Annotated in this window: 20 protein-coding genes and 1 pseudogene; 11 read left to right on the top strand and 10 right to left on the bottom strand. The window is 63.5% G+C overall.

Annotation, left to right across the window (positions count from 1 at the left end):
* Positions 1 to 145 precede the first annotated feature (145 nt).
* Complete coding sequence (locus GJ700_RS14180) at positions 146 to 1,231, top strand: sensor histidine kinase (protein WP_154374851.1); 1,086 nt, start codon at positions 146 to 148, stop codon at positions 1,229 to 1,231.
* Positions 1,232 to 1,252: 21 nt separating this feature from the next.
* On the opposite strand, the gene GJ700_RS14175 is transcribed toward GJ700_RS14180, so the two are convergent.
* Together GJ700_RS14175 and GJ700_RS14170 are read right to left on the bottom strand one after the other, a co-directional pair.
* Entirely contained in the window at positions 1,253 to 2,476 is a 1,224-nt protein-coding gene (locus tag GJ700_RS14175; protein ID WP_195763898.1) for an erythromycin esterase family protein, read from the bottom strand.
* Between the two features lie 65 nt (positions 2,477 to 2,541).
* Positions 2,542 to 3,297, bottom strand: a complete 756-nt coding sequence (locus GJ700_RS14170) for an SDR family oxidoreductase (RefSeq protein WP_154374847.1) — start codon at positions 3,295 to 3,297, stop codon at positions 2,542 to 2,544.
* Positions 3,298 to 3,395: 98 nt separating this feature from the next.
* Between GJ700_RS14170 and GJ700_RS14165 the strand changes: the two genes are divergently transcribed.
* The gene (locus GJ700_RS14165) at positions 3,396 to 4,286 is read left to right on the top strand and encodes a LysR family transcriptional regulator (protein WP_154374845.1); all 891 of its coding nucleotides are present in this window, start codon (positions 3,396 to 3,398) and stop codon (positions 4,284 to 4,286) included.
* On the opposite strand, the gene GJ700_RS14160 is transcribed toward GJ700_RS14165, so the two are convergent.
* Positions 4,264 to 4,872 (bottom strand): TetR/AcrR family transcriptional regulator, encoded by a 609-nt coding sequence (locus GJ700_RS14160; RefSeq protein ID WP_154374843.1) that lies wholly within the window; start codon positions 4,870 to 4,872, stop codon positions 4,264 to 4,266. The genes GJ700_RS14165 and GJ700_RS14160 overlap by 23 nt on opposite strands.
* A 166-nt stretch (positions 4,873 to 5,038) precedes the next feature.
* On the opposite strand from GJ700_RS14160, the gene GJ700_RS14155 reads away from it, so the two are divergent.
* Both GJ700_RS14155 and GJ700_RS14150 read left to right on the top strand, forming a co-directional pair.
* Positions 5,039 to 7,072: an NADPH-dependent 2,4-dienoyl-CoA reductase gene (locus GJ700_RS14155; protein ID WP_154374841.1), complete on the top strand. Its 2,034-nt coding sequence runs from the start codon at positions 5,039 to 5,041 to the stop codon at positions 7,070 to 7,072.
* 12 nt (positions 7,073 to 7,084) lie between these two features.
* Positions 7,085 to 7,516, top strand: coding sequence for a nuclear transport factor 2 family protein (locus tag GJ700_RS14150; protein ID WP_154374839.1), 432 nt, complete (start codon positions 7,085 to 7,087; stop codon positions 7,514 to 7,516).
* A gap of 1 nt (position 7,517) precedes the next feature.
* Here GJ700_RS14150 and GJ700_RS14145 read toward each other — a convergent pair whose 3' ends face one another.
* On the bottom strand, positions 7,518 to 8,459 hold the full coding sequence (locus GJ700_RS14145) for a fatty acid desaturase family protein (protein WP_154374837.1): 942 nt from the start codon (positions 8,457 to 8,459) through the stop codon (positions 7,518 to 7,520).
* Between the two features lie 95 nt (positions 8,460 to 8,554).
* On the opposite strand from GJ700_RS14145, the gene GJ700_RS14140 reads away from it, so the two are divergent.
* The 5 genes and pseudogenes from GJ700_RS14140 (at position 8,555) to GJ700_RS14120 (ending at position 13,337) form a co-directional block, all read left to right on the top strand.
* Positions 8,555 to 9,520, top strand: coding sequence for a GlxA family transcriptional regulator (locus GJ700_RS14140; protein ID WP_154374834.1), 966 nt, complete (start codon positions 8,555 to 8,557; stop codon positions 9,518 to 9,520).
* Between the two features lie 47 nt (positions 9,521 to 9,567).
* Positions 9,568 to 10,308, top strand: a pseudogene (locus GJ700_RS14135) (YoaK family protein); the annotation flags it as partial.
* Positions 10,309 to 10,483: 175 nt separating this feature from the next.
* Positions 10,484 to 12,280, top strand: coding sequence for a DUF885 domain-containing protein (locus tag GJ700_RS14130; RefSeq protein WP_229507002.1), 1,797 nt, complete (start codon positions 10,484 to 10,486; stop codon positions 12,278 to 12,280).
* Between the two features lie 169 nt (positions 12,281 to 12,449).
* Complete coding sequence (locus tag GJ700_RS14125) at positions 12,450 to 13,058, top strand: DUF1579 domain-containing protein (RefSeq protein ID WP_154374830.1); 609 nt, start codon at positions 12,450 to 12,452, stop codon at positions 13,056 to 13,058.
* A 63-nt stretch (positions 13,059 to 13,121) separates the two neighbouring features.
* On the top strand, positions 13,122 to 13,337 hold the full coding sequence (locus tag GJ700_RS14120; RefSeq protein ID WP_154374828.1) for a hypothetical protein: 216 nt from the start codon (positions 13,122 to 13,124) through the stop codon (positions 13,335 to 13,337).
* A gap of 21 nt (positions 13,338 to 13,358) precedes the next feature.
* Here the strand turns inward: GJ700_RS14120 and GJ700_RS14115 are convergent, their stop codons facing one another.
* A complete protein-coding gene (locus GJ700_RS14115; RefSeq protein WP_154374826.1) occupies positions 13,359 to 13,757 on the bottom strand; it encodes a nuclear transport factor 2 family protein in 399 nt (132 codons plus the stop codon).
* Positions 13,758 to 13,820: 63 nt separating this feature from the next.
* On the bottom strand, positions 13,821 to 14,162 hold the full coding sequence (locus tag GJ700_RS14110) for a zinc ribbon domain-containing protein YjdM (RefSeq protein ID WP_154374824.1): 342 nt from the start codon (positions 14,160 to 14,162) through the stop codon (positions 13,821 to 13,823).
* A 196-nt stretch (positions 14,163 to 14,358) separates the two neighbouring features.
* On the opposite strand from GJ700_RS14110, the gene GJ700_RS14105 reads away from it, so the two are divergent.
* Positions 14,359 to 15,669 carry a GGDEF domain-containing protein gene (locus GJ700_RS14105; protein ID WP_154374822.1) on the top strand — a complete coding sequence of 437 codons (1,311 nt, stop codon included), beginning with the start codon at positions 14,359 to 14,361 and terminating at the stop codon, positions 15,667 to 15,669.
* 8 nt (positions 15,670 to 15,677) lie between these two features.
* Here GJ700_RS14105 and GJ700_RS14100 read toward each other — a convergent pair whose 3' ends face one another.
* The gene (locus GJ700_RS14100) at positions 15,678 to 16,664 is read right to left on the bottom strand and encodes an LLM class flavin-dependent oxidoreductase (protein WP_154374820.1); all 987 of its coding nucleotides are present in this window, start codon (positions 16,662 to 16,664) and stop codon (positions 15,678 to 15,680) included.
* A gap of 254 nt (positions 16,665 to 16,918) precedes the next feature.
* Here GJ700_RS14100 and GJ700_RS35460 point away from each other — a divergent pair, with 254 nt between their 5' ends.
* Positions 16,919 to 17,674 carry a CPBP family intramembrane glutamic endopeptidase gene (locus tag GJ700_RS35460; RefSeq protein ID WP_154374819.1) on the top strand — a complete coding sequence of 252 codons (756 nt, stop codon included), beginning with the start codon at positions 16,919 to 16,921 and terminating at the stop codon, positions 17,672 to 17,674.
* Between the two features lie 42 nt (positions 17,675 to 17,716).
* Here GJ700_RS35460 and trhP read toward each other — a convergent pair whose 3' ends face one another.
* The 3 genes from trhP to GJ700_RS14080 form a co-directional block, all read right to left on the bottom strand.
* Positions 17,717 to 19,075 (bottom strand): prephenate-dependent tRNA uridine(34) hydroxylase TrhP, encoded by a 1,359-nt coding sequence (trhP, locus tag GJ700_RS14090; protein ID WP_195763897.1) that lies wholly within the window; start codon positions 19,073 to 19,075, stop codon positions 17,717 to 17,719.
* Between the two features lie 100 nt (positions 19,076 to 19,175).
* Positions 19,176 to 20,867: a methyl-accepting chemotaxis protein gene (locus GJ700_RS36100; RefSeq protein WP_154374817.1), complete on the bottom strand. Its 1,692-nt coding sequence runs from the start codon at positions 20,865 to 20,867 to the stop codon at positions 19,176 to 19,178.
* A 223-nt stretch (positions 20,868 to 21,090) separates the two neighbouring features.
* Positions 21,091 to 22,104 carry a cyanophycinase gene (locus GJ700_RS14080; protein WP_154374815.1) on the bottom strand — a complete coding sequence of 338 codons (1,014 nt, stop codon included), beginning with the start codon at positions 22,102 to 22,104 and terminating at the stop codon, positions 21,091 to 21,093.
* Positions 22,105 to 22,240: the final 136 nt, after the last annotated feature.

Below are 22,240 nucleotides of genomic sequence, written 5' to 3'. Positions count from 1 at the left end.
GCCCGGTAGGACTGCGCCTTGTGTGCCGGTCGGACAAGCCGCTGGATGGGCCTATTTAAAAATATGTCATTGTTGAACTCGCATAAACAATCTGTCCTGTGTATGGTGTAGGGAAGCCGGTCCTTATTGGCCAAGGAGTAGTGCCATGCTGCATGAGTTTTTGGCGGCCCATCGTGACGAATTGATTCTGCGCTGCCAGCAAAAGCTCGCAGCGCGAGTTCCGCATGGCGCCCACCTGCAAAACTGGGTGCCGCGGTTTATCGACCAGCTGATCGAAGCGTTGCGATCCGAACTGGCGTTATGCGCAACGGGCACGGACCCGGTGGCGATCCATCCGGATATCGGCATGGCTGCGGCGCTGTATGGCAAGGAAATGCTGGCGCAAGGGTATGCGGTGCATGACGTGGTGCACAACTACGGCGATATTTGCCAATCCATCAGCGATCTGGCGGTCGAATCCGGTGAACCCTTCACGGCGCGCGAATTCCGCATCCTCAACCGCAGCCTGGACAATGCCATTGCATACGCGGTCAGCGAATTCAGCTACCAGCGCGACTTTATTTCGGCCGATAAACATGCCAGCGACGCCAATGAACGCATGGAATTATTTTCCGATGAATTGCGCAACCTGGTGGGTACGGCAACGCTGGCATTTTCCGCCATGAAAAGCGGCGGGCTGAACGCCAGTGGCGCCACCGGCACTATTCTCGAGCGCAGCCTGCAAAACGTCCATCGGCTGGTCGACAGCGTCAGCCTTCAGCTGGGCGGGCAGCAACGCATTTCCGACGTGCTGGATGTCTTTCCGCTGGCGCCTTTCCTCGACGAAGTGTACGCCACGGCCGCGCCAGTGGCCCGGGCGCTGGGCTGCACATTGACCTTGCAGCCGGCCGACCGCACGCTGGCGCTGAAGGGCAACCGCGATTTGCTGTATGCGGCGCTGATCGGCCTGCTGCAAAACGCGTTTGAATTCACGCAGCACAAGACCGATGTCGTGTTGTCCGCCCATGCGGCGGCCGAGCGCATCCTGATCGATATTGCCGACCACTGTGGCGGCCTCGGCGCCGGCGGCGCGGCCACCATGCTGGCGTCGTCCGCCAGCCGCAGCATGCTGGGGATTCCCGCAGCGCGCCGTTTCGTTGCCTCCTGCGACGGCGTGTTGCTGGTGCGCGATGTGCCGGGCCTGGGTTGCGTGGTGACGGTCAGCCTGCCGCGCTACGCCGTGCCCACCTGACCGGATATCATCGGTGGCGCGTCAGCGCGTCATGCGCACCGGCGTCATGGTGCGCACGTAAAACAGTACATCCCAATTCTTGCCCAGCCGCCCGGTCATGGGTTCCGCATAATCGAAACTCGACTGGGGCAACATCACCGGCGCCGCAGCCGTCAAACCCAGCCAGCGTTGTCCGCTGTCCGCCAGCCGCGCTTCCAGGCTGCCGGGCGCGGGCTTCGGCACCTTGAATGGCTGCATGCTGGCAAATTCCACCACTTCGCCTTCGGCCGCCGTCAACTGCACCACCTTGTAATCGGCTCCCCAGCGACGATGCATGACTTCGCCCGCCTGCAACTGGTCCGGTGTGCGCTGGAAACCCCGCGCCACGTGAATGGTATGGGCCCACACGACGACTTTTTTGCCTTTGAACAGCGTGTCCGCCAGCCATACGGCGTTGTCGCCCATCGCATTGTCGCGCTGGTAGTTGGTGTCCCCGCTCCAGTAGGTTTGCGCTTGCGCGTGCACGCTGCGGGCCACCCGACACCACCAGCCGGCGCCGCCCGCAGTGGCGTCCATGCAGGCGCACAGCGCGCCATCGATGGCGGCGGCGTGGCGTTCGAATGCCGCGCGGATGTCCGGCGCCGGCGGTGTGCGCTGCAACGTGAACAGCGGTTGCGCCGCCGTCCGGTACGCTTCCCAGTCCGGACCGGTCGCCAGCGCGGGCGCGTGCTGGCGCAAAAACGCTTGCAGGTCCGGCAGCAATTCGGCGATGCTCAGCGCGCCCGTGTGCTGGCTGTCGATGCCTGCCAGCGCCATGGGCTTGCCCAGCGCACGCTGGCGGTCCAGGTATTGCAGCATGGCGCGCCCCTCGGCGCTTTTCGCATACATGTAAAACACATTGCCGGGCGCCATGTCGTCCAGCTGTTTGCCCCGCTGCATGCGCGCGGCCAGGCGGCCCATGTCGTAAAAGCCGCTTTCCAGCAACAGCACGTCGAAGCCCATTTTTTCGTGCAGGTATTTCAGCAAGCGGGTTTTCAGCACGAATTCCTCGGCGCCACCGTGGGTCTGCTCGGCCAGCGCGACGACGCGGGCGTTGCCGATCGCGCGGGCGAATGGCAGCAAGTCGCGGTCATCGTCATGCTCCGGGTGCAGGCTGGCCATCGGCCACTGGCTGACGCCGGGCAGCGGCGCCGCAGCGTGGGCTGGCGGCAGCAGGGCCGCCATCAGCAGGGCGGCCAGGCATTGCGATTTCCATTTCGTTTTCATATCAACGCCATACCAATTTAATACCAATATTGGCGAGGGTAGCATGAAACCTGGGCAATCGACAGTTAAACCTGGCTGAACCCGCCATCCACCACCAGTTCCCCGCCATTGACATAGCTGGCGGCCGGCGACGCCAGGAACAGCACGGCGGCGGCGATTTCCTCCGCGTCGGCCATGCGCCCGGCAGGCGACGCGTCGGCCAGGTATTGCGCCAGGCCGTCGACCTGGGCGTCGTTCATGGCCAGTCCCGTGTGCAGGATCGGCGTGCGTGTCACGCCGGGGCTGATGGCGTTGACGCGGATGCGGCGCGGTTTCAAGTCGCTGGCCCACGAACGGGCAAACGAACGCACGGCCGCTTTCGACGCGTTGTAGAGGCTCAGGTTGGGCATGCCCAAGTTGCCGGCAATGGATGCGTTGAGGACGACGGACGCGCCATCGTTGAGCAGCGGCAGCAAGGTTTGCACGGTGAAAAACACGCCTTTGACATTGATGTCGAACAGCGCGTTGTACGCGGCGGGCGACGTGTCGCCGAACACATTGTTGACGGCCACGCCGGCATTGGCAAACAGGATGTCGAGGCGGTCGCCCCGCTGGGCGATGGCGGCATGCGATTGCGCCAGGCTGGCGATGTCCGCGCTGTCCGCTTCGATGGCGATGGCCCGTTCGCCCAGGCTGGCGGCGGCGCCGCGTAATTTTTCCGCATCGCGGCCCGTGATGTAGACGCGGCGTGCGCCCTGCGCCAGCAGCGCCCGTGCGGTGGCCAGGCCGATGCCGGACGATGCGCCCGTCACCAGGGCGGTTTTGTGGTCGAATGCCGTCATGGGGATCCTTTCGTATTGTCAGAAAGGCCAGTATGGTGGATGTGCATTGTACGAACAATCGGCATAATGCTCAGCATGTTAATGAGCAAAATTCACTAATGTCAGTCGACCTGAATGGCCTGGATGCGTTTGTCCGCGTGGCGCACAGCCGCAGTTTCCGCAAGGCCGCCGCCGGCATGGGCGTGTCGCCGTCCGCGCTGAGCCATGCGATCGGCAAGCTGGAGCAGGAGCTCGGCGTGCGCTTGCTGAACCGAACCACGCGCAGCGTCAGCCCCAGCCCGGCCGGCGCGCGCTTGCTGGCGCGCCTGCAGCCGGCGCTGGCCGACGTGGCCGCCGCGCTCGATGCGTTGAATGACGAACGCACGATGCCGCGCGGCCGCTTGCGCCTGAACGTGCCCCGTCCCGCCGCGCAACTGGTGCTGGCGCCGTTATTGGCGCGCTGGCGCGCGCACTGCCCGGACGTAGCGCTGGACATCATGGCCAGCGATGCGGTGGTCGATATTGTCGAACAGGGTTTCGACGCCGGCATGCGCTTTGGCGAATTGCTGCAGCAAGACATGGTGGCCGTGCCGGTGGGGCCGGACATCCGCTTTGCCGTCTGCGCCACGCCGGACTACCTGGCGCGCCATGGCGTGCCCGCCACGCCGCATGCGCTGGCGGCGCACGAATGCCTGCAATTGCGCTTTCCCAGCGGCGCACTCTACAAGTGGCAATTCCAGCATGATGGCCAACCGCTCGAAGTGGCGACCAATGGCAGCCTGGCGCTGGACGATTTGCCCGCGCTGCTGCAAGCGGCCCTCGATGGCGCGGGACTGTGCTACACCTATGAAGCGTATGCGGCGCCGTGGGTGGCGCAGGGACGGCTGGCCTATGTGCTGCAGGACTGGGCGCCGCCCGCCGAACGGTTTTATTTGTACTACCCCAGCGGCCGCCACATGAGCGCGGCGCTGCGGGCGCTGGTGGATTTTATGAAGGCGAACGGGCCTTGAACAGGTAGTCAAACCCCTGCAACGTGCGGTCGACGTAGCGTTCGTCGCCCGCCGGCAGCACGTTGTGGATCACCAGCGACGCCAGCCCGTGCGTGTACGACCAGCCGGCCAGCGCCGCGCTGCGCACTTCGGCCGATTGCACTTCCTTGCCCAGCAATTCCGCGATGATTTTCTTGAGCTCGCCAAACGACGCTTCGCGCGCCTGCTTCAGTTCGGGGATTTCCGCGCTGCCGCCCAGTTCGGTGCCGAACATCAACTGGTACAGCGCGGGATTGGCGCGGGCAAAGCGGACGTAGGCGAGGGTGGCCTGGCGCAGTTTTTCATCGTCCGGCGCCTGCGGGTCGCGGTCCGCCATCGCTTGCGCCAGCTCGTTGAAACCCTGGATGGCCAGGTGCGCCACCAGTTCCGCGCGGTTGGCAAAGTGGTGGTAAGCGGCGGTGGAACTGACACCGACCCGTTCCGTCACGGCCCGCAGCGACAGCTTGGCCAGGCCCACTTCGCCCAGCATGTCGCGCGCCGCTGACAGTAACTGCGGTGCAAGGTTGCCGACGTGGTAAGTGCCGCGGGTGCGCGCTGTTTTTGCCATGGTGATCCGGGTGTGTATGGAGGCGGATCTTATCACGCTTAAATATCTTGACACTGATAAGATTGAATCCTAGACTTGCCGCACCGATGCTGAAAAAGCCGTACCTTAACGCAATCTTTGCACTGATAAGTTGGCAGTAATAAATTCATACTGAGGAGTTCACCCGATGGCAACGACTTACCCGCACCTGCTGGCACCGCTGGACCTGGGTTTCACCACGCTGAAAAACCGCGTATTGATGGGCTCCATGCACACGGGCCTGGAAGAAACGCCGAATGGCTATGAGCGCATGGCTGCCTTCTTTGCCGAGCGTGCGCGCGGCGGTGTGGGCCTGATCGTCACGGGCGGCATTGCCCCGAACGTGGAAGGCGGCGTGTATGCGGGCGCGGCCAAGCTGACCACGGCCGAAGAAGCGCAGCAGCACAGCATCGTCACACGCGCCGTGCACGAAGCGGGCGGCAAGATTTGCATGCAGATCCTGCACGCGGGCCGTTATGCGTACAGCCCGAAAGCCGTGTCGTCGAGTGCCGCGCAATCGCCGATCACGCCGTTCGCGCCGCGCGAACTGGATGAAGCCGGAATTGAAAAGCAGATTGCCGATTTCGTCACGTGCGCCACCCTGGCGCGCGAAGCCGGTTACGACGGCGTGGAAATCATGGGTTCCGAAGGCTACTTCATCAACCAGTTCATTGCCGCGCAAGTCAACCAGCGCACGGACCGCTGGGGCGGCAGCCTGGAAAACCGCCTGCGGCTGCCAATTGAAATCGTCAGCCGCGTGCGCGCCGCGGTCGGCAAGGATTTCATCATCATTTACCGCCTGTCGATGCTGGACCTGGTGGAAGGCGGCAGCGACTGGGACGAAGTGGTCACGCTGGCCAAGGCCATTGAAGCTGCGGGCGCCACCATTATCAATACCGGCATCGGCTGGCACGAAGCGCGCATCCCGACCATCGCCACCAAGGTGCCGCGCGCCGCGTTCACCAAGGTGACGGCCAAGCTGCGCGGCGCCGTCGGCATTCCGCTGGTGGCCACCAACCGCATCAACACGCCGGAAGTGGCGGAGCAGGTGCTGGCCGAAGGCGATGCCGACATGGTGTCGATGGCCCGTCCCTTCCTGGCCGACGCGGACTTCGTCAACAAGGCGGCGCAAGGCCGCGCCGATGAAATCAATACCTGCATCGGCTGCAACCAGGCGTGCCTGGACCACACGTTCAGCGGCAAGATCACGAGCTGCCTGGTCAATCCGCGCGCCTGCCATGAAACCGAATTGAATTACATCCCGGTCGCCGTGGCGAAAAAAGTCGCCGTGGTGGGCGCCGGCCCTGCCGGCCTGGCTGCCGCCACCGTGGCGGCGGAGCGTGGCCACCAGGTCACGTTGTTCGACGGCGCCGCGGAAATCGGCGGCCAGTTCAATGTGGCCAAGCGCATTCCAGGCAAGGAAGAGTTTTATGAAACCCTGCGCTATTTCGGCCGCAAGCTGGAAACCACCGGTGTCGACGTGCGCCTGAATACCCGCGTATCGGCCGACCAGCTGGCGCAGGGCGGCTTTGACGAAGTGGTGCTGGCCACCGGCATCGCGCCGCGCACGCCGGGCATTCCCGGTATCGACCACCCGAAAGTCATCAGCTACCTGGACGCGATCCTGGGACGCAAGGAAGTGGGCAAGAGCGTGGCCGTGATCGGCGCCGGCGGCATCGGTTTCGACGTGTCGGAACTGATCACGCACCAGGGCGAATCGACCAGCCTCGACCGCGACGCATTCTGGAAAGAGTGGGGCATCGATAGCACGCTGGAAGCGCGCGGCGGCGTGGCCGGTATCGCGGCGCAGCCGCATGCGTCGCCGCGCCAGGTGTTCCTGTTGCAGCGCAAGGAACAGAAGGTCGGCGCCCAGCTGGGCAAGACCACGGGCTGGATCCACCGCGCCGGCTTGCAAAAGAAAAAGGTCAAGATGCTCAGCTCGGTCGAATACCTGAAAATCGACGACGCCGGCTTGCACGTGCGCGTGGCGGACGGCGAACCGGAAGTGCTGCCGGTCGACACGGTGATCGTGTGTGCGGGGCAGGAACCGTTGCGCGAATTGCAGGAAGCGCTGGTGGCCGCGGGACAAAGCGTGCACCTGGTGGGCGGCGCCGATGTGGCGGCGGAACTGGACGCCAAGCGTGCCATCAACCAGGGTTCGCGCGTCGCGGCCGCCATTTGAACGGGAGGCAGCATGGCTGAACCACAGTTGCAGGACGCTGCCGCCGCATCGCTGAAACAGTGGCATGCGATGGTGGCGCGGCGCGAGCTGGGGGCATTGCCGGCGCTGCTGGCTCCCGGCGTCGTGTTCCGCTCGCCGATGGCGCATACGCCCTATCCGGGCCCGCAAGCAACCAGCATGATCCTGGGCACCGTCATCGATGTATTCGAAGGCTTTACCTATCACCGCGAACTGGCCAGCGCGGACGGCTTGTCCGTGGTGCTGGAATTTTCCGCCACGGTGCACGGCAAGGAGTTGAAAGGCATCGACATGATCCGCTTCGACGAACAGGGCAGGATCGTGGAATTCGAAGTGATGGTGCGCCCGCTGTCCGGCTTGCAGGCGCTGGGCGAGGAAATGGGCCGGCGCCTGGGACCGGTGCTGGCCCAGATGAAGGGGGCGTAAGTCAGGTCATGTTGTCGAAGATGCTGCGCGTGCGCCTGCCCTGGGCGCGCGGTGCGGCGGCGCCCGCCGCCGCGGTGCAGCGCCGCACCACGGCCCACAGCGAAGGCGCCACGCACGCGGCGCCTTCGTAATATCCGCGCTGCACCAGCAACCGGTGGAATGCGCGCAGCCGGTATGACGGCACGGCCGCGGACAAGTGGTGTTCGACGTGATAATTCACGTTGTTGGGCGTCACCAGCAGCCGCGCCAGCGGGCCGGATAAGGTCGTGCCCACACTCAGGCGCGGATCGCGCGACATGGCGTCTGGCAGGCCGCCGTGCTCGCTCATCACGCGCAGGCGCACCAGCAGCGGGAACACGAACAATTGTCCCAGCCACCAGCACGCATAGGTTTCCGGGGCGCCCGCCAGCCATAACGCGCCCAGCAGCGCGCCGTGCGTGGCCAGGAAGGGCAGGGTGCTTTCCGCTTCGATTCCCTTTAATTGATACGCAATGTTTTTCACGCCATTGAGGCCGGAAAGGTCGCGCGCCAGTTTGCGCAACAGGCTGGCGCGGCTGGCCGGATAACCGGCGATAAAGCCATGGTCGGGATCCAGTTCCGTGCCGGCCAGGCGGTGGTGTTCCAGGTGGCCCTTGCGGTAGCGCGTGAAGGACAGGTTGGGCAGCGCGCCGAACAGCCATTTACCCGCCCATTCATTGAGGCGGCGCGACGGGAAATACGCGAGGTGGCAGGCGTCGTGCGCGAGGATGCCGAAGGCTTGCGCGCGGCCCGCCAGCACGATGGCCGCCACGGCCCATGCCAGCGGGTGGCGCCACAGCACGGGCAGGGCAAACGCACCGGCCAGGATGCCATAGTTGACGGCGACGCCCCACCATGCGCGCCACGCCGATGTTTGCGCCAACTGCTTCAATTCTTCCTTGCTGATGATCTCGGGACGGGCCATTGCATTGCTCCATGATGGTGATGAGTCATGCTAGCGAAACAGCATCGCCGGTAAGCATATAATTCAGCCAATATCCATTCATTTTCAGACGAGCCATGTCCCAGCCGCCAGTGCAGGTCGCGATGTATGCCGATGCCGATTGCTGGCTGGGCAGCATTCATTTGATCCGCGAATTGCTGGCGGTGGCCGGCACCTTGCAGCGCGGCCCGGCCCTGTTTGACGTGACGGTGGTGGGGCCCACCAGCGCGCCGGTCGCGTCGTTCACGGGCACGCAGCTGACGCCGGACGTGGGCGTGGAGGCTGCGCCGCCGGCCCAGGTGATTTTCCTGCCCGCGTTTTATTTCCCGGACCGGGGACGGCGCGCGGTCGGCGCCGCGCTGGCCGCATGGCTGCGCCAGGCGTATGCGGACGGCGCGATTATCGTGGCGATCACCAGCAGCGTGCGGTTGCTGGCGGAAACCGGGTTGCTGGACGGGCGGGAAGCGGCGTGCAATCCCGCCGACTGGCTGACCTTGCGCAACCACTATCCCGCCATCCACTGCCTGCCGGACGCGCCGCTGGCCATCGATGGCCGCGTCGTGACGGCCGCCAGCATCAATCCCGCCATCGATGCCTGCGCCTACCTGGTCGCGCATTTTTATGGCGACAAGGCGGCGCGTAAGCTGGCGCGGTTTGCCAACTCCACGCAGCAGCCAAGTTATGGCCAGTTTGCGCTGGCCAGCGCCGCCTGGCGCCAGCACCCGGATGACCGCATCCGCCAGGCGCAGGCGTATATCGAACGCCAGTTCATGCAACCGTTGACGGTGCCGGACGTGGCGCGCCGCGCGTCGATGAGCGAGCGCAATTTCAACCGCCGCTTCGCCGCGGCAGTCGGCATGCCGCCGGCGCGCTACATCATGCGCTGCCGCATCGAGCATGCGAAACAACTGCTTTCACAGCAACGCGTGCCGGTGTTGACGGTGGCGCTGCAGTGTGGTTTCAACGATGAAAACGCGTTCCGCCGGGCATTCCGGCAACTGTGCGGCGTCACGCCGGGCGCTTACCGCGGCGGGGGCACGTGACCCTGATAATCCGTGCGACAGCGGCTTGCTCCGGAGTATCATGAGGCATGCCGATTCACTATATCCGCCAGTTGACGGGCGCGCAGCGCGCCGCCGCCAGTAACCGCCACCTGGGCATCGCGCTGGCGTTCATCGCCGGCGCCGCCAACGCCGGCGGCTTCCTGGCCGTGCACCAGTACACGTCGCATATGACGGGCATCGTCTCGTCGATGGCGGATAACCTGGCCATGGGCGCCGCCAATCTGGCGCTCGACGGCCTGGGCGCGCTGCTGTCGTTCCTGGCCGGCGCGGCTTGTTCCGCCATCATGGTCAACTATGCGCGGCGCCATCAATTGCACAGCACCTATGCGTTGCCGCTGCTGGTGGAAGCGGCGCTGTTGCTGGGCTTCGGCGTGCTGGGTGCGCGTCTGGCGCAAATCGACCTGTTGTTCATTCCCGTCACCGTGATGCTGCTGTGCTTCACGATGGGGCTGCAAAACGCCGTCATCACCAAGCTGTCCAACGCGGAAATCCGTACCACGCACATCACGGGGCTGATGACCGACATCGGCATCGAACTGGGCAAGATGGCGTACTGGAATGCCACGCCCGGCATGCCGCCGGTCCGGGCCGACTTCGCGCGGCTGCGCATCCTGCTGGCGCTGGCCGGCGCCTTCTTCGCCGGCGGCGTCGCCGGCGCGCTGAGTTTTACGCGCATCGGCTACGGCGCCACTGTCATCCTGGCGCTGCTGCTGGTGGTGCTGGCTATCGTCCCGGTGGTGGACGACGCGCTTGCCGCATGGCGCAAGCTGGCCCGGCGGCGCGGTAACCCCTCTTAAACCACGCGAAAACGTCATTTCAGCGCCGGTTTTCTGCCATCTGTCGCATATGCCTGTCCGCCGGCTCAGGGGATTCCTATACTTTGTCAGCGTTTTACCCAACGCAGGGGAGATGTTGTCCTAACAACCACAATGAAAGAATCCGATGCAGAAACCGAATTGGAAATCCAAGGCCATGCTGGGCGCCATTACCCTGGCGTTTGCTTCCCTGGCCGGCAGCGCCGCTGCCGCCGAACCAGCCTGGGTGGCGAAGAGCAATGACAATGCCAAGCTGTTGCTGAACGTGATGGCGAAATATTCGCCGGAGAGCGCCAGTTCGCTGGGCGTGGATGGCTACGACGAGCAGATCACCGACATGTCGCGCGACCTGTACGACGCCAGCGTCAAGGATACGCGCGCCGTGGTGGCGGAACTGCAAAAACGCATGAAAACGGAAACGGATCCCAAAATCAAACAGGATCTGGAAATCCTCATCAATGCCGCCAATGAAAACCTGGTCAGCAATGCCTTGCAGCGCAAGCTGATGCTGCCATACCAGGACTTGAACCGCCTGCTGTTCGGCGTGGTGCGCCAGACGCTGGACCCGCGCATCCCGAAAGAGCGCCAGAAAACCCTGCTGGTGCGCCTGCAAAAATATGCGGGCCTGGCCAAGGGCTACCGTCCGATCACGGAACTGGCGGAAGACCGCCTGAACGAGCGCCTGAAAGCCAACCCGAAATTGCTGGGCCCCTACAAGGGCCAGGTGGAGCAGGCGCTGAACGATGCGCCGACCATGCTCAAGGGGATCAAGGATTTGCTGGCCAAGAGCGGCCTGGAAGGCTGGGAACCGACCTATGCGGCGCTGGAAAAGCAGCTGACCGCGTATAACGACAACGTGCGCAAGCAAATCCTGCCGCGCGCCCGCAGCGACCACCGCCTGCCGCCGGAAATGTATGCGGACAACCTGAAGCAGTTCGGCGTCGACATCAGCCCGCAGGAATTGATTTCCAAGGCGCTGACGTCGTTCTCGGAAATCCGCAACCAGATGAACATCACGGCCGGCCTGATCGCCAGGGAGCGCAACCTGCCGAACGCCGACTACCGCTTCGTGATGCGCGAGCTGAAGAAGCAGCAAATCCCGCTCGACAATGTGATGCCGCTGTACCAGGAGCGCCTGGCGCAGATCGAAGCTGCCGTGCGCGAACAAAGCGTGGTGACCCTGCCGGACCGGAAAGCCGTGATCCGCCTGGCGTCGCCGGCCGAGAACGCGGCCCAGCCCGCACCGCACATGAACCCGCCGCGCCTGATCGGCAACACGGGTGAATATGGCGAGTTCGTGCTGACCACCGGCATGCCGCCGGACGCCAGCGGCAAGGCCAAGGTGTTTGACGACTTCACCCACCAGGCCGGCACGTGGACGTTGACGGCGCACGAAGCGCGTCCCGGCCATGAACTGCAGTTCGCGAAGATGATTGAAACGGGCGTGTCCACGGCGCGCGGCGTGTTTGCCTTCAACAGCGTCAACGTGGAAGGCTGGGCGCTGTACGCGGAAGCGGAAATGCAACCGTACGAGCCGCTGGACGGGCAGCTGTTTGCGCTGCAGGCCCGCATGCAGCGCGCCGCGCGCGCCTTCCTCGACCCGATGGTCAACCTGGGTGAAATCTCGCCGGAGGGCGTGAAGTCGTTCCTGATGGATGAAGTGGGCCTGTCGGAAGGCATGGCGACACAGGAAATGCAGCGCTACACGTTCCGCGCTCCGGGCCAGGCCACGTCGTACTTCTATGGCTACCAGCGCCTGATGGAAACCCGCCAGGCCGCTGAAGTGGCGCTGCGCACGAAATTCGACCGCAAGGCCTTCAACGACTTCGTGCTGGCGCAAGGCCTGGTGCCGCCCGCGGTGCTGCGCAAGGCCGTGATGGAAGAGTTTGTGCCCTCGCGCAACCAGGGCGTCGCGCAGCAGTAATTCAGGCAGTGATGCGATAACGCGGGAAGCGGAGCGATCCGCTTCCTGTTTTTATTTAAGGCGCATCATGCATAATAAACTTGGATTTAATGCATTTTATTAATTGTTTGCCCGCTCAACCCCTGCTTACAATGGTCCTCTCACCACCCTGCAGAACAGGAGCTTTGATATGAAGCAGAACCGTATCGTGCAGTCTCTGGTCGTGGCAGCCGGTCTCCACGTGGCAAGCATGGCGCTGGCGGCGGATACGCCGAAGCCGGCGGCGCCCTCGGCGGCGGAAAAAGCCATGTGGGACAAGATGACGCAAGCGGGCAAGCCCGGCGACGCGCACAAGAAGCTGGAACCGCTGGTGGGCAAGTTCACCGTCAAATCCAAGTCCTGGATGGACCCGGCCAAACCGCCGGAAGAAAGCACCGGCACGTCCGAGCGCAAATGGATCATGGGCGGGCGCTACATCGAAGAGCATTTCCAGGGCACGTATGGCGGCCAGCCATTTACCGGCATGGGATTGCAGGGCTATGACAACGTGACGAAGAAATACTTCGGCAGCTGGATCGATTCCGGCAGCACGGGCATGACGCTGGCGCGCGGCGCCATGAGCGGCAACACCATCAAATACCAGGGCACGATGTCCGACCCCATGAGCGACAAGGAAGTGCCGTACACGATGACCACCACCATCACCGGCAACGATAGCCACAAGCTGGAAATGTGGGGGCCGGGGCCGGGCGGCAAGGACATGAAGTGGATGGAGCTGGTCTACACGCGGGCGAAGTAACCGGCACGGGGCGGCTGCGGTTATAGTGTCGCCTTGATTGAAACGCAGCCGCGAGGAACAGCCATGACTTACGAAGAATACCTGGATGAAGTGACGACCCTGATCGTCGAAAAGTATGACCTGGCCGACAAGGCGGCCATCAAGATCGTGGTCGACGCGCAGGATGCCGAGTTTTTCGTCAAGCACGACGATGACAAGCGCCTGCGCAATATCGACCAGGCGCACAAGGACGCGAAAACCCTGTACATGGCTGCCACCGGCAAGGGCAGGAAAGCCTGATCCGGCGCAGTCCGGGAACCGTCAGCGGTACGCGGCTTCCGCCACGTGGGTGTCGAGGAATTCACGCAGCGCCGTGATTTTCCCGTCGCGCACCGTGAAGACGTGCACCCAGTCACTTGCATATCGCTTGCCAGTGGCGCGCACCGTGAAACTGTAGTGGCCCAGCACCACCACGCGCGGGCCCTGCGCAATGAATTCCATGGGCTCGAACACATTGACGTCCTGCGCTGCGGTCATTTGCTCGAAAAATTCCATGACGCGCGCCACGCCGTGGCGCCGCCCGGTGAACGGCGCACCCGGCACGTCGGGCAATTCCCATGCAATGTCTTCGGCAAAATACGATTTCAGGCTGGCGATGTCGCCTTTCTGGAAGGCGTCATAGCACTGCCTGACGACATTCACGTTCGCTTGCTCGTCCATGGTAGCCTCTCGGAGTCGACGGTGGGACTACCAGTATTGGCGGGCAATCGGTAAAACTCAAGCTCAGGCCTTGCGCACGAATTCCGTTTTCAGGCCCATCTGGCCGAAGCCATCGATCTTGCAGTCGATATCATGGTCGCCATCGACCAGGCGGATGTTTTTCACCTTGGTGCCTTGCTTGACCACGCCGCCACCGCCTTTCAGCTTCAAGTCCTTGATGACGACGACCGTGTCGCCATCCTGCAGCACATTGCCGGACGCATCGCGCCACACGCGGGCGGTCTCGGCCGGCGCATCGCCGGCCACGGGCCATTCGTGTGCGCACTCCGGGCAAACATACTGGCCCGTGCCGTCTTCATAGGTCAGGGTGGAGGAACATTGCGGGCAGGGAGGCAGGGCAGACATGGAATCACGCTCGAAGAAGAAGGAAACCCGGGATTGTAGCAGTTGTGCCGTCCGGGTAACCTGAAGTGATCTTCCACTGCGGAATGCTGTTCCGCGTGGCCTTTCCGGCACGAAAATAGAACGTTGGTGCTGCGCGGATGGCATTTCTTGTGTAAGGTGTTGCCAAGCCCGGAAACCCTTTTGAAAGCAACCCAGCATGGCAAGTGAAGCACCGCTCTACAAGAACCAGGTAATGCTGCTGTCGCAGAGTTTCTTTATCAAGGATAACCAGGCCGAACTGCTGTTGCATGCACACAAATACGATTTCGACATCCGCTTCTTCAACGAAGTGCGGGACTTCGTGGAAGCCGTCGTGTGCGACGGGGGGCACAGCCTGTTCGTGATCGACCTCGATGCACTGCACAATATGCAGTCCGACATGGCGGACAGCCGCAAGACGCTGATGCTGAGCGAATTGCTGCAACGCCTGCCTGGCGACCAGAGCTATGTCTACCTGCAAAGCGCGCGCCAGGGCGGCCGCTTCCTGCTGCAGCAGCGCCTGGTCGACAGCAATTGCCTGGCCTACGCGGAAAAGCCGATCGCCAACGACGTGCTGGTGGATAAACTGTTTAACTTGTTTGTCCAGCGCAAACGGGGTGACCTGGTGCGCCTGATGTACCTGGGTGAACCTGTGGGGCTGGACGACGGTGCGCTGATGCATCGCCGGCTCGAAGTGATCCACCATACCGACGCGCAGACCTTGCATTTGCGCGTCAAGGACCTGCAACCGGACATGGTGCTGATCACGGAAGCCGAATATGCGCGTACGGAAGCCATCGTGCGGGTATTGAAGAAAAACATCGAAGCGGACCCGGTGCGGGAAATCATGCTGTTGCAGCGCCAGCCCGACGCCGCCGTCACGGCGCGCGCGCTGGCCACCGGCTTTGACGACATCCTGCTGATGACGGACCCCGGCGTGCTGGCGTCGCAACTGGTCAACCGCGCCAATAAAATCCGCATCAACAAGGACTTGATCGGCAAGGACCGCGCCACGGGGCTGTTGAACAAGATCGGCTTGCAAAAGAAGGCGCAAGACCTGATCCGCCGCGCGGCGCGGGAAAACCGGCCGCTGGCGTTCGGCGTGGTCGACATCGACAAATTCAAGACCATCAACGATACGTGGGGCCACTACTTCGGCGACATCGTCATCAAGCGCCTGGCGCTGACCCTGGCGCCCAGCATGGGCGAAGACGACTTGCTGAGCCGTTTCGGCGGCGAGGAATTCGTCATGGTGTTCTGGGATTGCACGCTGGAGCAGGGCTGGGAAAAGATGGATGCGCTGCGCCAGGCGTTCGGCGCGATCCCGTTTGAAGTCAAGCCGGGCGATACGCGCCGGTTCTCGTTCAGCGGCGGCGTGGCGGCCTATCCCGACTTCAAGACGGAAAATGAGTTGTTCCTGCGCGCCGACGCCATGCTGTACGAAGCGAAGCAGGGCGGGCGCAACCGCATTTGCATGCGGCCGGGCTGAGCGCCGGGTTACGCGCCTTCGCGGATGCGCGCCGCCAGTGTGTAGGAATGCAGGCGCGCGCCATGGTCGAAAATCTGCGACGTGATCATCAATTCATCGGCGCCGGTGCGGGCAATGAAGTCTTGCACGGAGCGCCGCACGGTGGCCGGTGATCCGATCGCCGCGCACGACAGCACCTGGTCCAGCATCGCGCGTTGCGATGGCTCCAGCCGCTCCAGGTAGCCGGGCGATGGCGGCTGCAGCTTGCCCGGCCTGCCGCTGCGCAGGTTGACGAAGGCTTGCTGCATCGATGTCGCCAGCAACTGCGCCTCGTCGTCCGTATCGGCCGCAAAGATGTTATATCCCAGCATCACATACGGCTGTCCCAACGTGGCGGATGGGCGGAATTGTGTCCGGTACAGCTCGATCGCCTGCATCATCATGGCCGGTGCGAAGTGGGATGCGAACGCGAACGGCAAGCCCAGCGCCGCGGCCAGCTGGGCGCCGAACAGGCTCGATCCCAGTATCCAGATCGGCACGTGCAACCCGGCGCCCGGTACAGCCTTGACGGGGCGGCGCGGTGAACCGGCAAAGTATTCCATCAATTCCACCACGTCTTGCGGAAATTCTTCCGGATCGGTCGCCAGGTTGCGGCGCAGCGCGCGCGCCGTGGTGTGGTCGGAGCCGGGCGCGCGGCCCAGGCCCAGTTCGATGCGGCCGGGGTACAGCGATTCCAGCGTGCCGAATTGCTCGGCAATCACCAGCGGCGCATGGTTGGGCAGCATGATGCCGCCCGCGCCCACCTTGATCGATTGCGTGCCCCCGGCGACGTGCCCCAGCAGCACGGCGGTGGCGGCGCTGGCGATGCCGGGCATGCCGTGATGTTCCGCCAGCCAGAAGCGCCGGTAGCCCAGGTGTTCCGCATGGCGCGCGAGATCGAGCGTGTTGGCGAACGAGGTGCGCGCGTCGCTGCCTTCGGTGATGGGGGAGAGATCGAGTACGGAAAAGGGGATCATGGTGGTTCTCGGCGGCTGGCGGAAGTCCATTAACTGGTGGCGCCGGCCATTGAATCAAGGGCGGCGCGGTAAAGGCCATGCCGCCGATGCGGACATTGTCCACTGCCTGGATCGGCCCGGTGCCGGCGGCATGGCGGCCGAACGGCGATTTTGCATTCTGGCCCGCCAATCCTGCACTTTGTCGCATGGATTGCGACTGGCGCTGCCATGCCCGACACAATGTTGATCTTTCTTAATAACAACAGGAGATTATTGTGTCACTACGCCAAGCCGCCGCCAGGCATCCCGTCTTTGCCGCCACAGGTTGCGCGGCCCTGCAATTCCTCGTTACCACACTGATCCTCAAGGCCGGCATGGCGTACGCGCCGGCCGCGGCGTATGGCAAAGTCAAGCTGCTGGCGTTTGCCTCGACCGTGGTGTTGCCGCTGGTACTGGTGCACAGCCTGGGCCTGTGGCGGCAGGTCGGCCTTCACATCGGCCAGAGTAAGCCTGGCAAGGTGTTTTTCGCCAGCCTGCTGCTGTGCGTACTGTTCCTGCCGATGGGCGTGCACATTCCTCCACAGCGTCCGCTGGGCACGGAAGTGGTGATCCAGTTGATCAATGCCTTTGGCGAAGAGCTGCTGTTCCGTGGCGTGATCTTCGCCCTGCTGCTCAGCCTGCCCCGCTGGAAGGGCATCGTCCTCTCCGGCCTGCTGTTTGGCGCCATGCACCTGATCCATGGATTCATGGACGGCAATTGGCAGCACGCGGCGTGGTGGGCGCTGGCCACGTGTCTGTCCGGCATGATGTTTGCCGCCGTGCGCTACAGTACCGGCGGCCTGTGGCCCGTCATCGTGCTGCACATGGCGCTCAATCTCAGCAAGATTTATTCGAACCTCGAGCCGGCGGCGGGGCATGCCGCGTTGGTGCTGGCCGAGCGGCTGGCCTATGGCATCGAATTCGCCCTGGTGGCCTGGGTGATCTGGGGCGGCGCCAGGGCGGCGCAACCCCGCGTTGCCACGGCATCCTGAACGCCGCTTGCCGCGCGCCCCGCATAACCGGGTCCCGGACCGTTACACGTAGCGCGCCAGCAGCGCGCCTTCGAGCGCCGGGTCCAGTTCCATCCACACTACGTGGCCGCTGCCGGGAGCGACGCTGATGTCGCCGCCATCGTCGGCCCGCAGCCGCGTGACGATCAGGTCGCGGTTGCCGTTCGGGTGCACGGCTTCCAGCCGGTCGCCAACAGCAAAGCGGTTCTTGACGTCGACCCGCGCCCAGCCATCGTTCACGCCCAGGACGTGGCCCACGTACTGGCTGCGGTCCACTTCCGAGGCGCCGCGCAGGTAGTTCTGGTAGGCCTGCGTATGGTGGCGCTGATAAAAACCATCGGTATAGCCGCGGTTGGCCAGGCCCTGCAGCTGCCCCAGCAAGCCGGGATCGAACGGCCGGCCGGCAACCGCGTCATCGATGGCCTGGCGGTAGACCTGTGCGGTGCGCGCCACGTAATACAGCGACTTGGTGCGGCCCTCGACTTTCAGGGAGTCGACACCGATCTTCACCAGCCGTTCGATATGTTCGACGGCCCGCAAATCCTTGGAATTCATGATGTAGGTGCCATGCTCGTCTTCGAGGATCGGCATCAGTTCCCCAGGGCGTTCCGCTTCTTCGATCAGGTAGGGCCGGTCCGCCAGGCGATGGCGCGGCTGCTGGTGCAGCGCCGACAACGGGCGTTCCGCCTGTTCCAGCGCCTGCCTGAATTGCAGCTGGATGACTTGCGGCGGCGCCAGGTCGCCACTGGCGTCTTCTTCGGCATGGCCCACCTTGTAGTCCCAGCGGCAGGAATTGGTGCACGTGCCCTGGTTGGAGTCGCGGTGGTTGAAGTAGCCGGACAGCAGGCAGCGGCCGGAATACGCGATGCACAGCGCGCCATGCACGAACACTTCGAGTTCCATTTCCGGGCAGCGCTGGCGGATTTCCTCGATTTCGTCGAGCGACAGTTCGCGCGACAGGATCACCCGCGTCAGCCCCATGCGATGCCAGAACTTCACATCGGCCCAGTTGACCGCGTTGGCCTGCACCGACAAATGGACCGGCACTTCGGGCCACTTGTCGCGCACCATCATGATCAGGCCGGGATCGGCCATGATCAGCGCATCCGGTTTCATGGCAATCACGGGTTCCATGTCGCGCAGGTACGTTTTGAGTTTGGCGTTATGGGCAAAGATATTGCTGGCGACAAAAAACTGCTTGCCGCGCGCATGAGCGCCTTCGATGCCTTCCTGCAGTGTTTTCAGCGTGGAAAAGTCGTTATTGCGCGCGCGCAGGCTATAGCGTGGCTGGCCTGCATAGACCGCGTCGGCGCCAAAGTCAAAGGCGGCATGCATTTTGGCCAGCGAACCGGCGGGAAGGAGAAGTTCGGGAGCGGACAGCATTGTGGGAAACCTGCGAAAAATTTCACAGGCTAGCTGGCGCTACCGGAGGCTGTATATGATCCAGATCAAATACAGCCCACTTTTTTACACGGGAGCGGCGTTACCGGGATGTGCGGCGCGTCTCTGCTGTCAGCAATTCCCGCTGCGCCGCCGGCCGCGCCGGCGGACGGCGGCGCACCAGCGGCGTCACGTTGCTGCCCGGTTGCGCGGCGCCGGCGTTGCCCAGCTTGAAGATGCTGACGATCTGCACCAGCTGGCCGGCTTGCTCCTTCATGGATTCCGCAGCGGCGGAAGCTTGCTCGACCAGCGCCGCGTTTTGTTGTGTCGCCTGCTCCATCTGGCTGATCGCCTGGTTGACCTGCTCGATGCCGGCATGCTGCTCCCGGCTGGCGGAGGTGATTTCACCCATGATGTCGTTGACGTGCCGGACACCGGTGACGATCTCGCTCATGGTCGCGCCGGCCTGATCGACCAGCTGCGTGCCCGCTTCCACCTGGCTGGCCGAATCGCCGATCAGCGCCTTGATTTCCTTGGCGGCTGCGGCCGAACGCTGCGCCAGGTTGCGCACTTCGGTGGCCACCACGGCAAAGCCACGCCCCTGTTCACCCGCCCGCGCCGCTTCCACGGCCGCGTTCAGTGCCAGGATATTGGTCTGGAAGGCGATGCCGTCGATCACGCTGATGATGTCGACGATCTTGTTGGCCGAGGCATTGATGGAGCCCATGGTGTCGACCACGCGCGCGACCACGGCGCCCCCCTTGAGCGCCACTTCGGACGCCGACAAAGCCAGGTTGTTGGCTTGCTGCGCATGGTCGGCGTTTTGCTTGACGGTGCCGATCAGCTGGTCCATGGCGGACGCGGTTTCCTCCAGTGCGCCGGCCTGCTGTTCCGTGCGCGAAGACAGGTCGTGGTTGCCGCTGGCGATTTGATTCGATGCGGTGGCGATGGTATGCGCGGTGACGTCAATCCTGCTGACGATGTCGGCCAGGCTGTCGCGCATGGCTTGCATGGAAAACAGCAGGCTGGAGCGATCGTTTTCCCGAGTGTGGATTTCAATCCCCAGGTCCCCCGCAGCGATTTGCTCGACGATGGCGCGCGCGTAGCCGGGTTCGCCGCCGAGTTCCCTGACCACGCTGCGCGTGATCAATATGGCGGCCGTGGCGCTTGCGGCCAGGGCCAGTGCGCCAAAGAGCAGCATCATGGCGCGCGCGTTGGCATAGTTCACTTCGGCCTCCGCGTTCGCCTCGGCGTTTTGTTTCACCTGCAGTTCGATCAACTGGTTCAATTGGTCCCACCATTTCTTTTGCGTGGGGCGGAATTCGAACCGCAACAGCCGGTAAGCTTCGTCACCCCGGCCGGCCTGCGCCAGTTCCAGGCCCTTGGCGACGAAGGGTGCCGCCGCCTCGGCGCTCTGGCGGATGCCCTCGAACAGGGCTTTTTCCTGCGGCGTGGTATTGTTGGACGGCGCATCGAGCATGCGGCCCAGCGTATCGGCCGCCGCCGCATATTTTTCCGTCTGCGTCTTGATCCGCTTCACTTCGATCTGCACTTCCTCCGGGTTATCGCCCAGCAGGATGAGGTTGCGCAGCGCCAGCGCACGTTCCGTGATGGTGATATACATGGCCGACGCTTGCGCGGCTTGTACGTCGTTGACTTTGGTGATTTCATCCATCCGGCTTTTCAGCCCGCTCATGCGGCTCAGGCCCAGCAGGGTAATGACTGCCAACAGCAGTGAGACCAGTCCAAAGCCAATAGCCAGCCGGGTCGAAACTTTCAAATGCGAGATGGTCATTTTTTCCTTTGTCAAATTTCCGCAGTGAATACCGGCGCTCAGGCGCCGGTGGCGTCGATCATGCCCATTTCAGCGCTGGAATTGAGCAAGGAAGACAAGTGGTTCTCCTTTATAACTTTATTAGGAATGTATTTAACATTCCGCGGAGAAACTATCAGGACTTTCCTATTTCGGGGTAGGGATTTCCTCCAGCTAACCTTGCAGCTGCCGTTCGCGGCGGGCCTCAGTACGGAGAGCCGCCCGGCTGGGTCGAACTCAGCACGCCATTTACGGCGGAAATCGTGTAGCTGATGGCGCCACCGTTATAAGCAGCCCAGTTGCGCATATCGAATATGGCGCCGCCGGACAGGCGCTGCACGCCGATATTGCGGTACGTGAGCGGGGTTTTGGGTTTGCACACGCCCGGTACGCCCACGGTGGACAGGAAATACACTGCCCCGGCGCCGACACGGGTGGCGCTGCCGTCTTTCACCAGCAACGCGGTTTCCACATCCACGCCCACCCCGTGCACTGAAGGCGCCCATCCGTCGTTGACGATGCGCGCCATGAAGGTGACCAGGCGTCCCATGCGGTCGCGCGCGTCGAGGTGCGAATCGGCGATCAGGCCGCCCATATCGGGCAGGTTGACGAAATCGCGCTCCAGCGTGACGCGCCGGTCGAATGGATTGGCCAGCGCGTCTGCCGACAGCAGGCCGCCATTGAGCGCGGAAAACCCGAATTTCCCCAGCAGCGCCATGCCGGCGCTGGTGCCACCGATCGGAATGTTGTTGGCTGCCAATTCCTGGATCGCCGCCTGCACCGGCGTGCCCTGCCAGAAGTTGATGTAGTCCGACTGGTCGCCGCCGGCGATGAACAGGGCTTCCGCCCCGCGGATGCGCTCGATGACGAAAGGATCGCTGGCCGCAGCCCGGCTGGGGATCACCAGGGTTTCCACCGACTGCACGCCCCCCATGGCATAGATGTACGGGTTGTATTCATCGGCGCCGCGGCTGCGGATCACGACAAAGTTGCCACCGCCGCCCTGCGTGATCATCCACGCGAACGCGGCGTCGACATCGGGGCCGCCACCCATCAATACCAGCGACGGCTTGCCCGGGTGGGGCTTGACGACATTGGCCGGATCGCCGACGGCGGCGTACTGGTAAGACTTGCCGGCAAAGGCTGCAGGCGCCGCCAGCCAGGTGGCGAGCAGCATGAGCGTGGCGGCAAAATGGGACAGGCGGGACAGGCGGGCCATGACAGCCTCCTTGGCGGGGGATGGGAAGCGTTATTGTACGCCGATGGCTGTTTCGCCAACGCCACTGATGCGGTGCCCCGCACGGTGGCGGAATCGTTAGGTAATGCGTGCTTTGGCGCGTATAGTGGGGACAGGT

Source organism: Pseudoduganella rivuli, from assembly GCF_009674485.1.
Taxonomy (GTDB): Bacteria; Pseudomonadota; Gammaproteobacteria; order Burkholderiales; family Burkholderiaceae_D; genus Rugamonas; species Rugamonas rivuli_B.
The sequence above is the reverse complement of the archived record's forward strand: the minus strand, read 5'-3'. Positions and strand labels throughout refer to the sequence as shown.

What these genes read in the sequence shown, in the direction of transcription:
- GJ700_RS14180 (WP_154374851.1), top strand. Translation starts at nt 146, where the DNA reads ATGCTGCATGAGTTTTTGGCGGCCCATCGTGACGAATTGATTCTGCGC.
- GJ700_RS14175 (WP_195763898.1), bottom strand. Translation starts at nt 2,476, where the DNA reads ATGAAAACGAAATGGAAATCGCAATGCCTGGCCGCCCTGCTGATGGCG.
- GJ700_RS14170 (WP_154374847.1), bottom strand. Translation starts at nt 3,297, where the DNA reads ATGACGGCATTCGACCACAAAACCGCCCTGGTGACGGGCGCATCGTCC.
- GJ700_RS14165 (WP_154374845.1), top strand. Translation starts at nt 3,396, where the DNA reads ATGTCAGTCGACCTGAATGGCCTGGATGCGTTTGTCCGCGTGGCGCAC.
- GJ700_RS14160 (WP_154374843.1), bottom strand. Translation starts at nt 4,872, where the DNA reads ATGGCAAAAACAGCGCGCACCCGCGGCACTTACCACGTCGGCAACCTT.
- GJ700_RS14155 (WP_154374841.1), top strand. Translation starts at nt 5,039, where the DNA reads ATGGCAACGACTTACCCGCACCTGCTGGCACCGCTGGACCTGGGTTTC.
- GJ700_RS14150 (WP_154374839.1), top strand. Translation starts at nt 7,085, where the DNA reads ATGGCTGAACCACAGTTGCAGGACGCTGCCGCCGCATCGCTGAAACAG.
- GJ700_RS14145 (WP_154374837.1), bottom strand. Translation starts at nt 8,459, where the DNA reads ATGGCCCGTCCCGAGATCATCAGCAAGGAAGAATTGAAGCAGTTGGCG.
- GJ700_RS14140 (WP_154374834.1), top strand. Translation starts at nt 8,555, where the DNA reads ATGTCCCAGCCGCCAGTGCAGGTCGCGATGTATGCCGATGCCGATTGC.
- GJ700_RS14130 (WP_229507002.1), top strand. Translation starts at nt 10,484, where the DNA reads ATGCAGAAACCGAATTGGAAATCCAAGGCCATGCTGGGCGCCATTACC.
- GJ700_RS14125 (WP_154374830.1), top strand. Translation starts at nt 12,450, where the DNA reads ATGAAGCAGAACCGTATCGTGCAGTCTCTGGTCGTGGCAGCCGGTCTC.
- GJ700_RS14120 (WP_154374828.1), top strand. Translation starts at nt 13,122, where the DNA reads ATGACTTACGAAGAATACCTGGATGAAGTGACGACCCTGATCGTCGAA.
- GJ700_RS14115 (WP_154374826.1), bottom strand. Translation starts at nt 13,757, where the DNA reads ATGGACGAGCAAGCGAACGTGAATGTCGTCAGGCAGTGCTATGACGCC.
- GJ700_RS14110 (WP_154374824.1), bottom strand. Translation starts at nt 14,162, where the DNA reads ATGTCTGCCCTGCCTCCCTGCCCGCAATGTTCCTCCACCCTGACCTAT.
- GJ700_RS14105 (WP_154374822.1), top strand. Translation starts at nt 14,359, where the DNA reads ATGGCAAGTGAAGCACCGCTCTACAAGAACCAGGTAATGCTGCTGTCG.
- GJ700_RS14100 (WP_154374820.1), bottom strand. Translation starts at nt 16,664, where the DNA reads ATGATCCCCTTTTCCGTACTCGATCTCTCCCCCATCACCGAAGGCAGC.
- trhP (WP_195763897.1), bottom strand. Translation starts at nt 19,075, where the DNA reads ATGCTGTCCGCTCCCGAACTTCTCCTTCCCGCCGGTTCGCTGGCCAAA.
- GJ700_RS36100 (WP_154374817.1), bottom strand. Translation starts at nt 20,867, where the DNA reads ATGACCATCTCGCATTTGAAAGTTTCGACCCGGCTGGCTATTGGCTTT.
- GJ700_RS14080 (WP_154374815.1), bottom strand. Translation starts at nt 22,104, where the DNA reads ATGGCCCGCCTGTCCCGCCTGTCCCATTTTGCCGCCACGCTCATGCTG.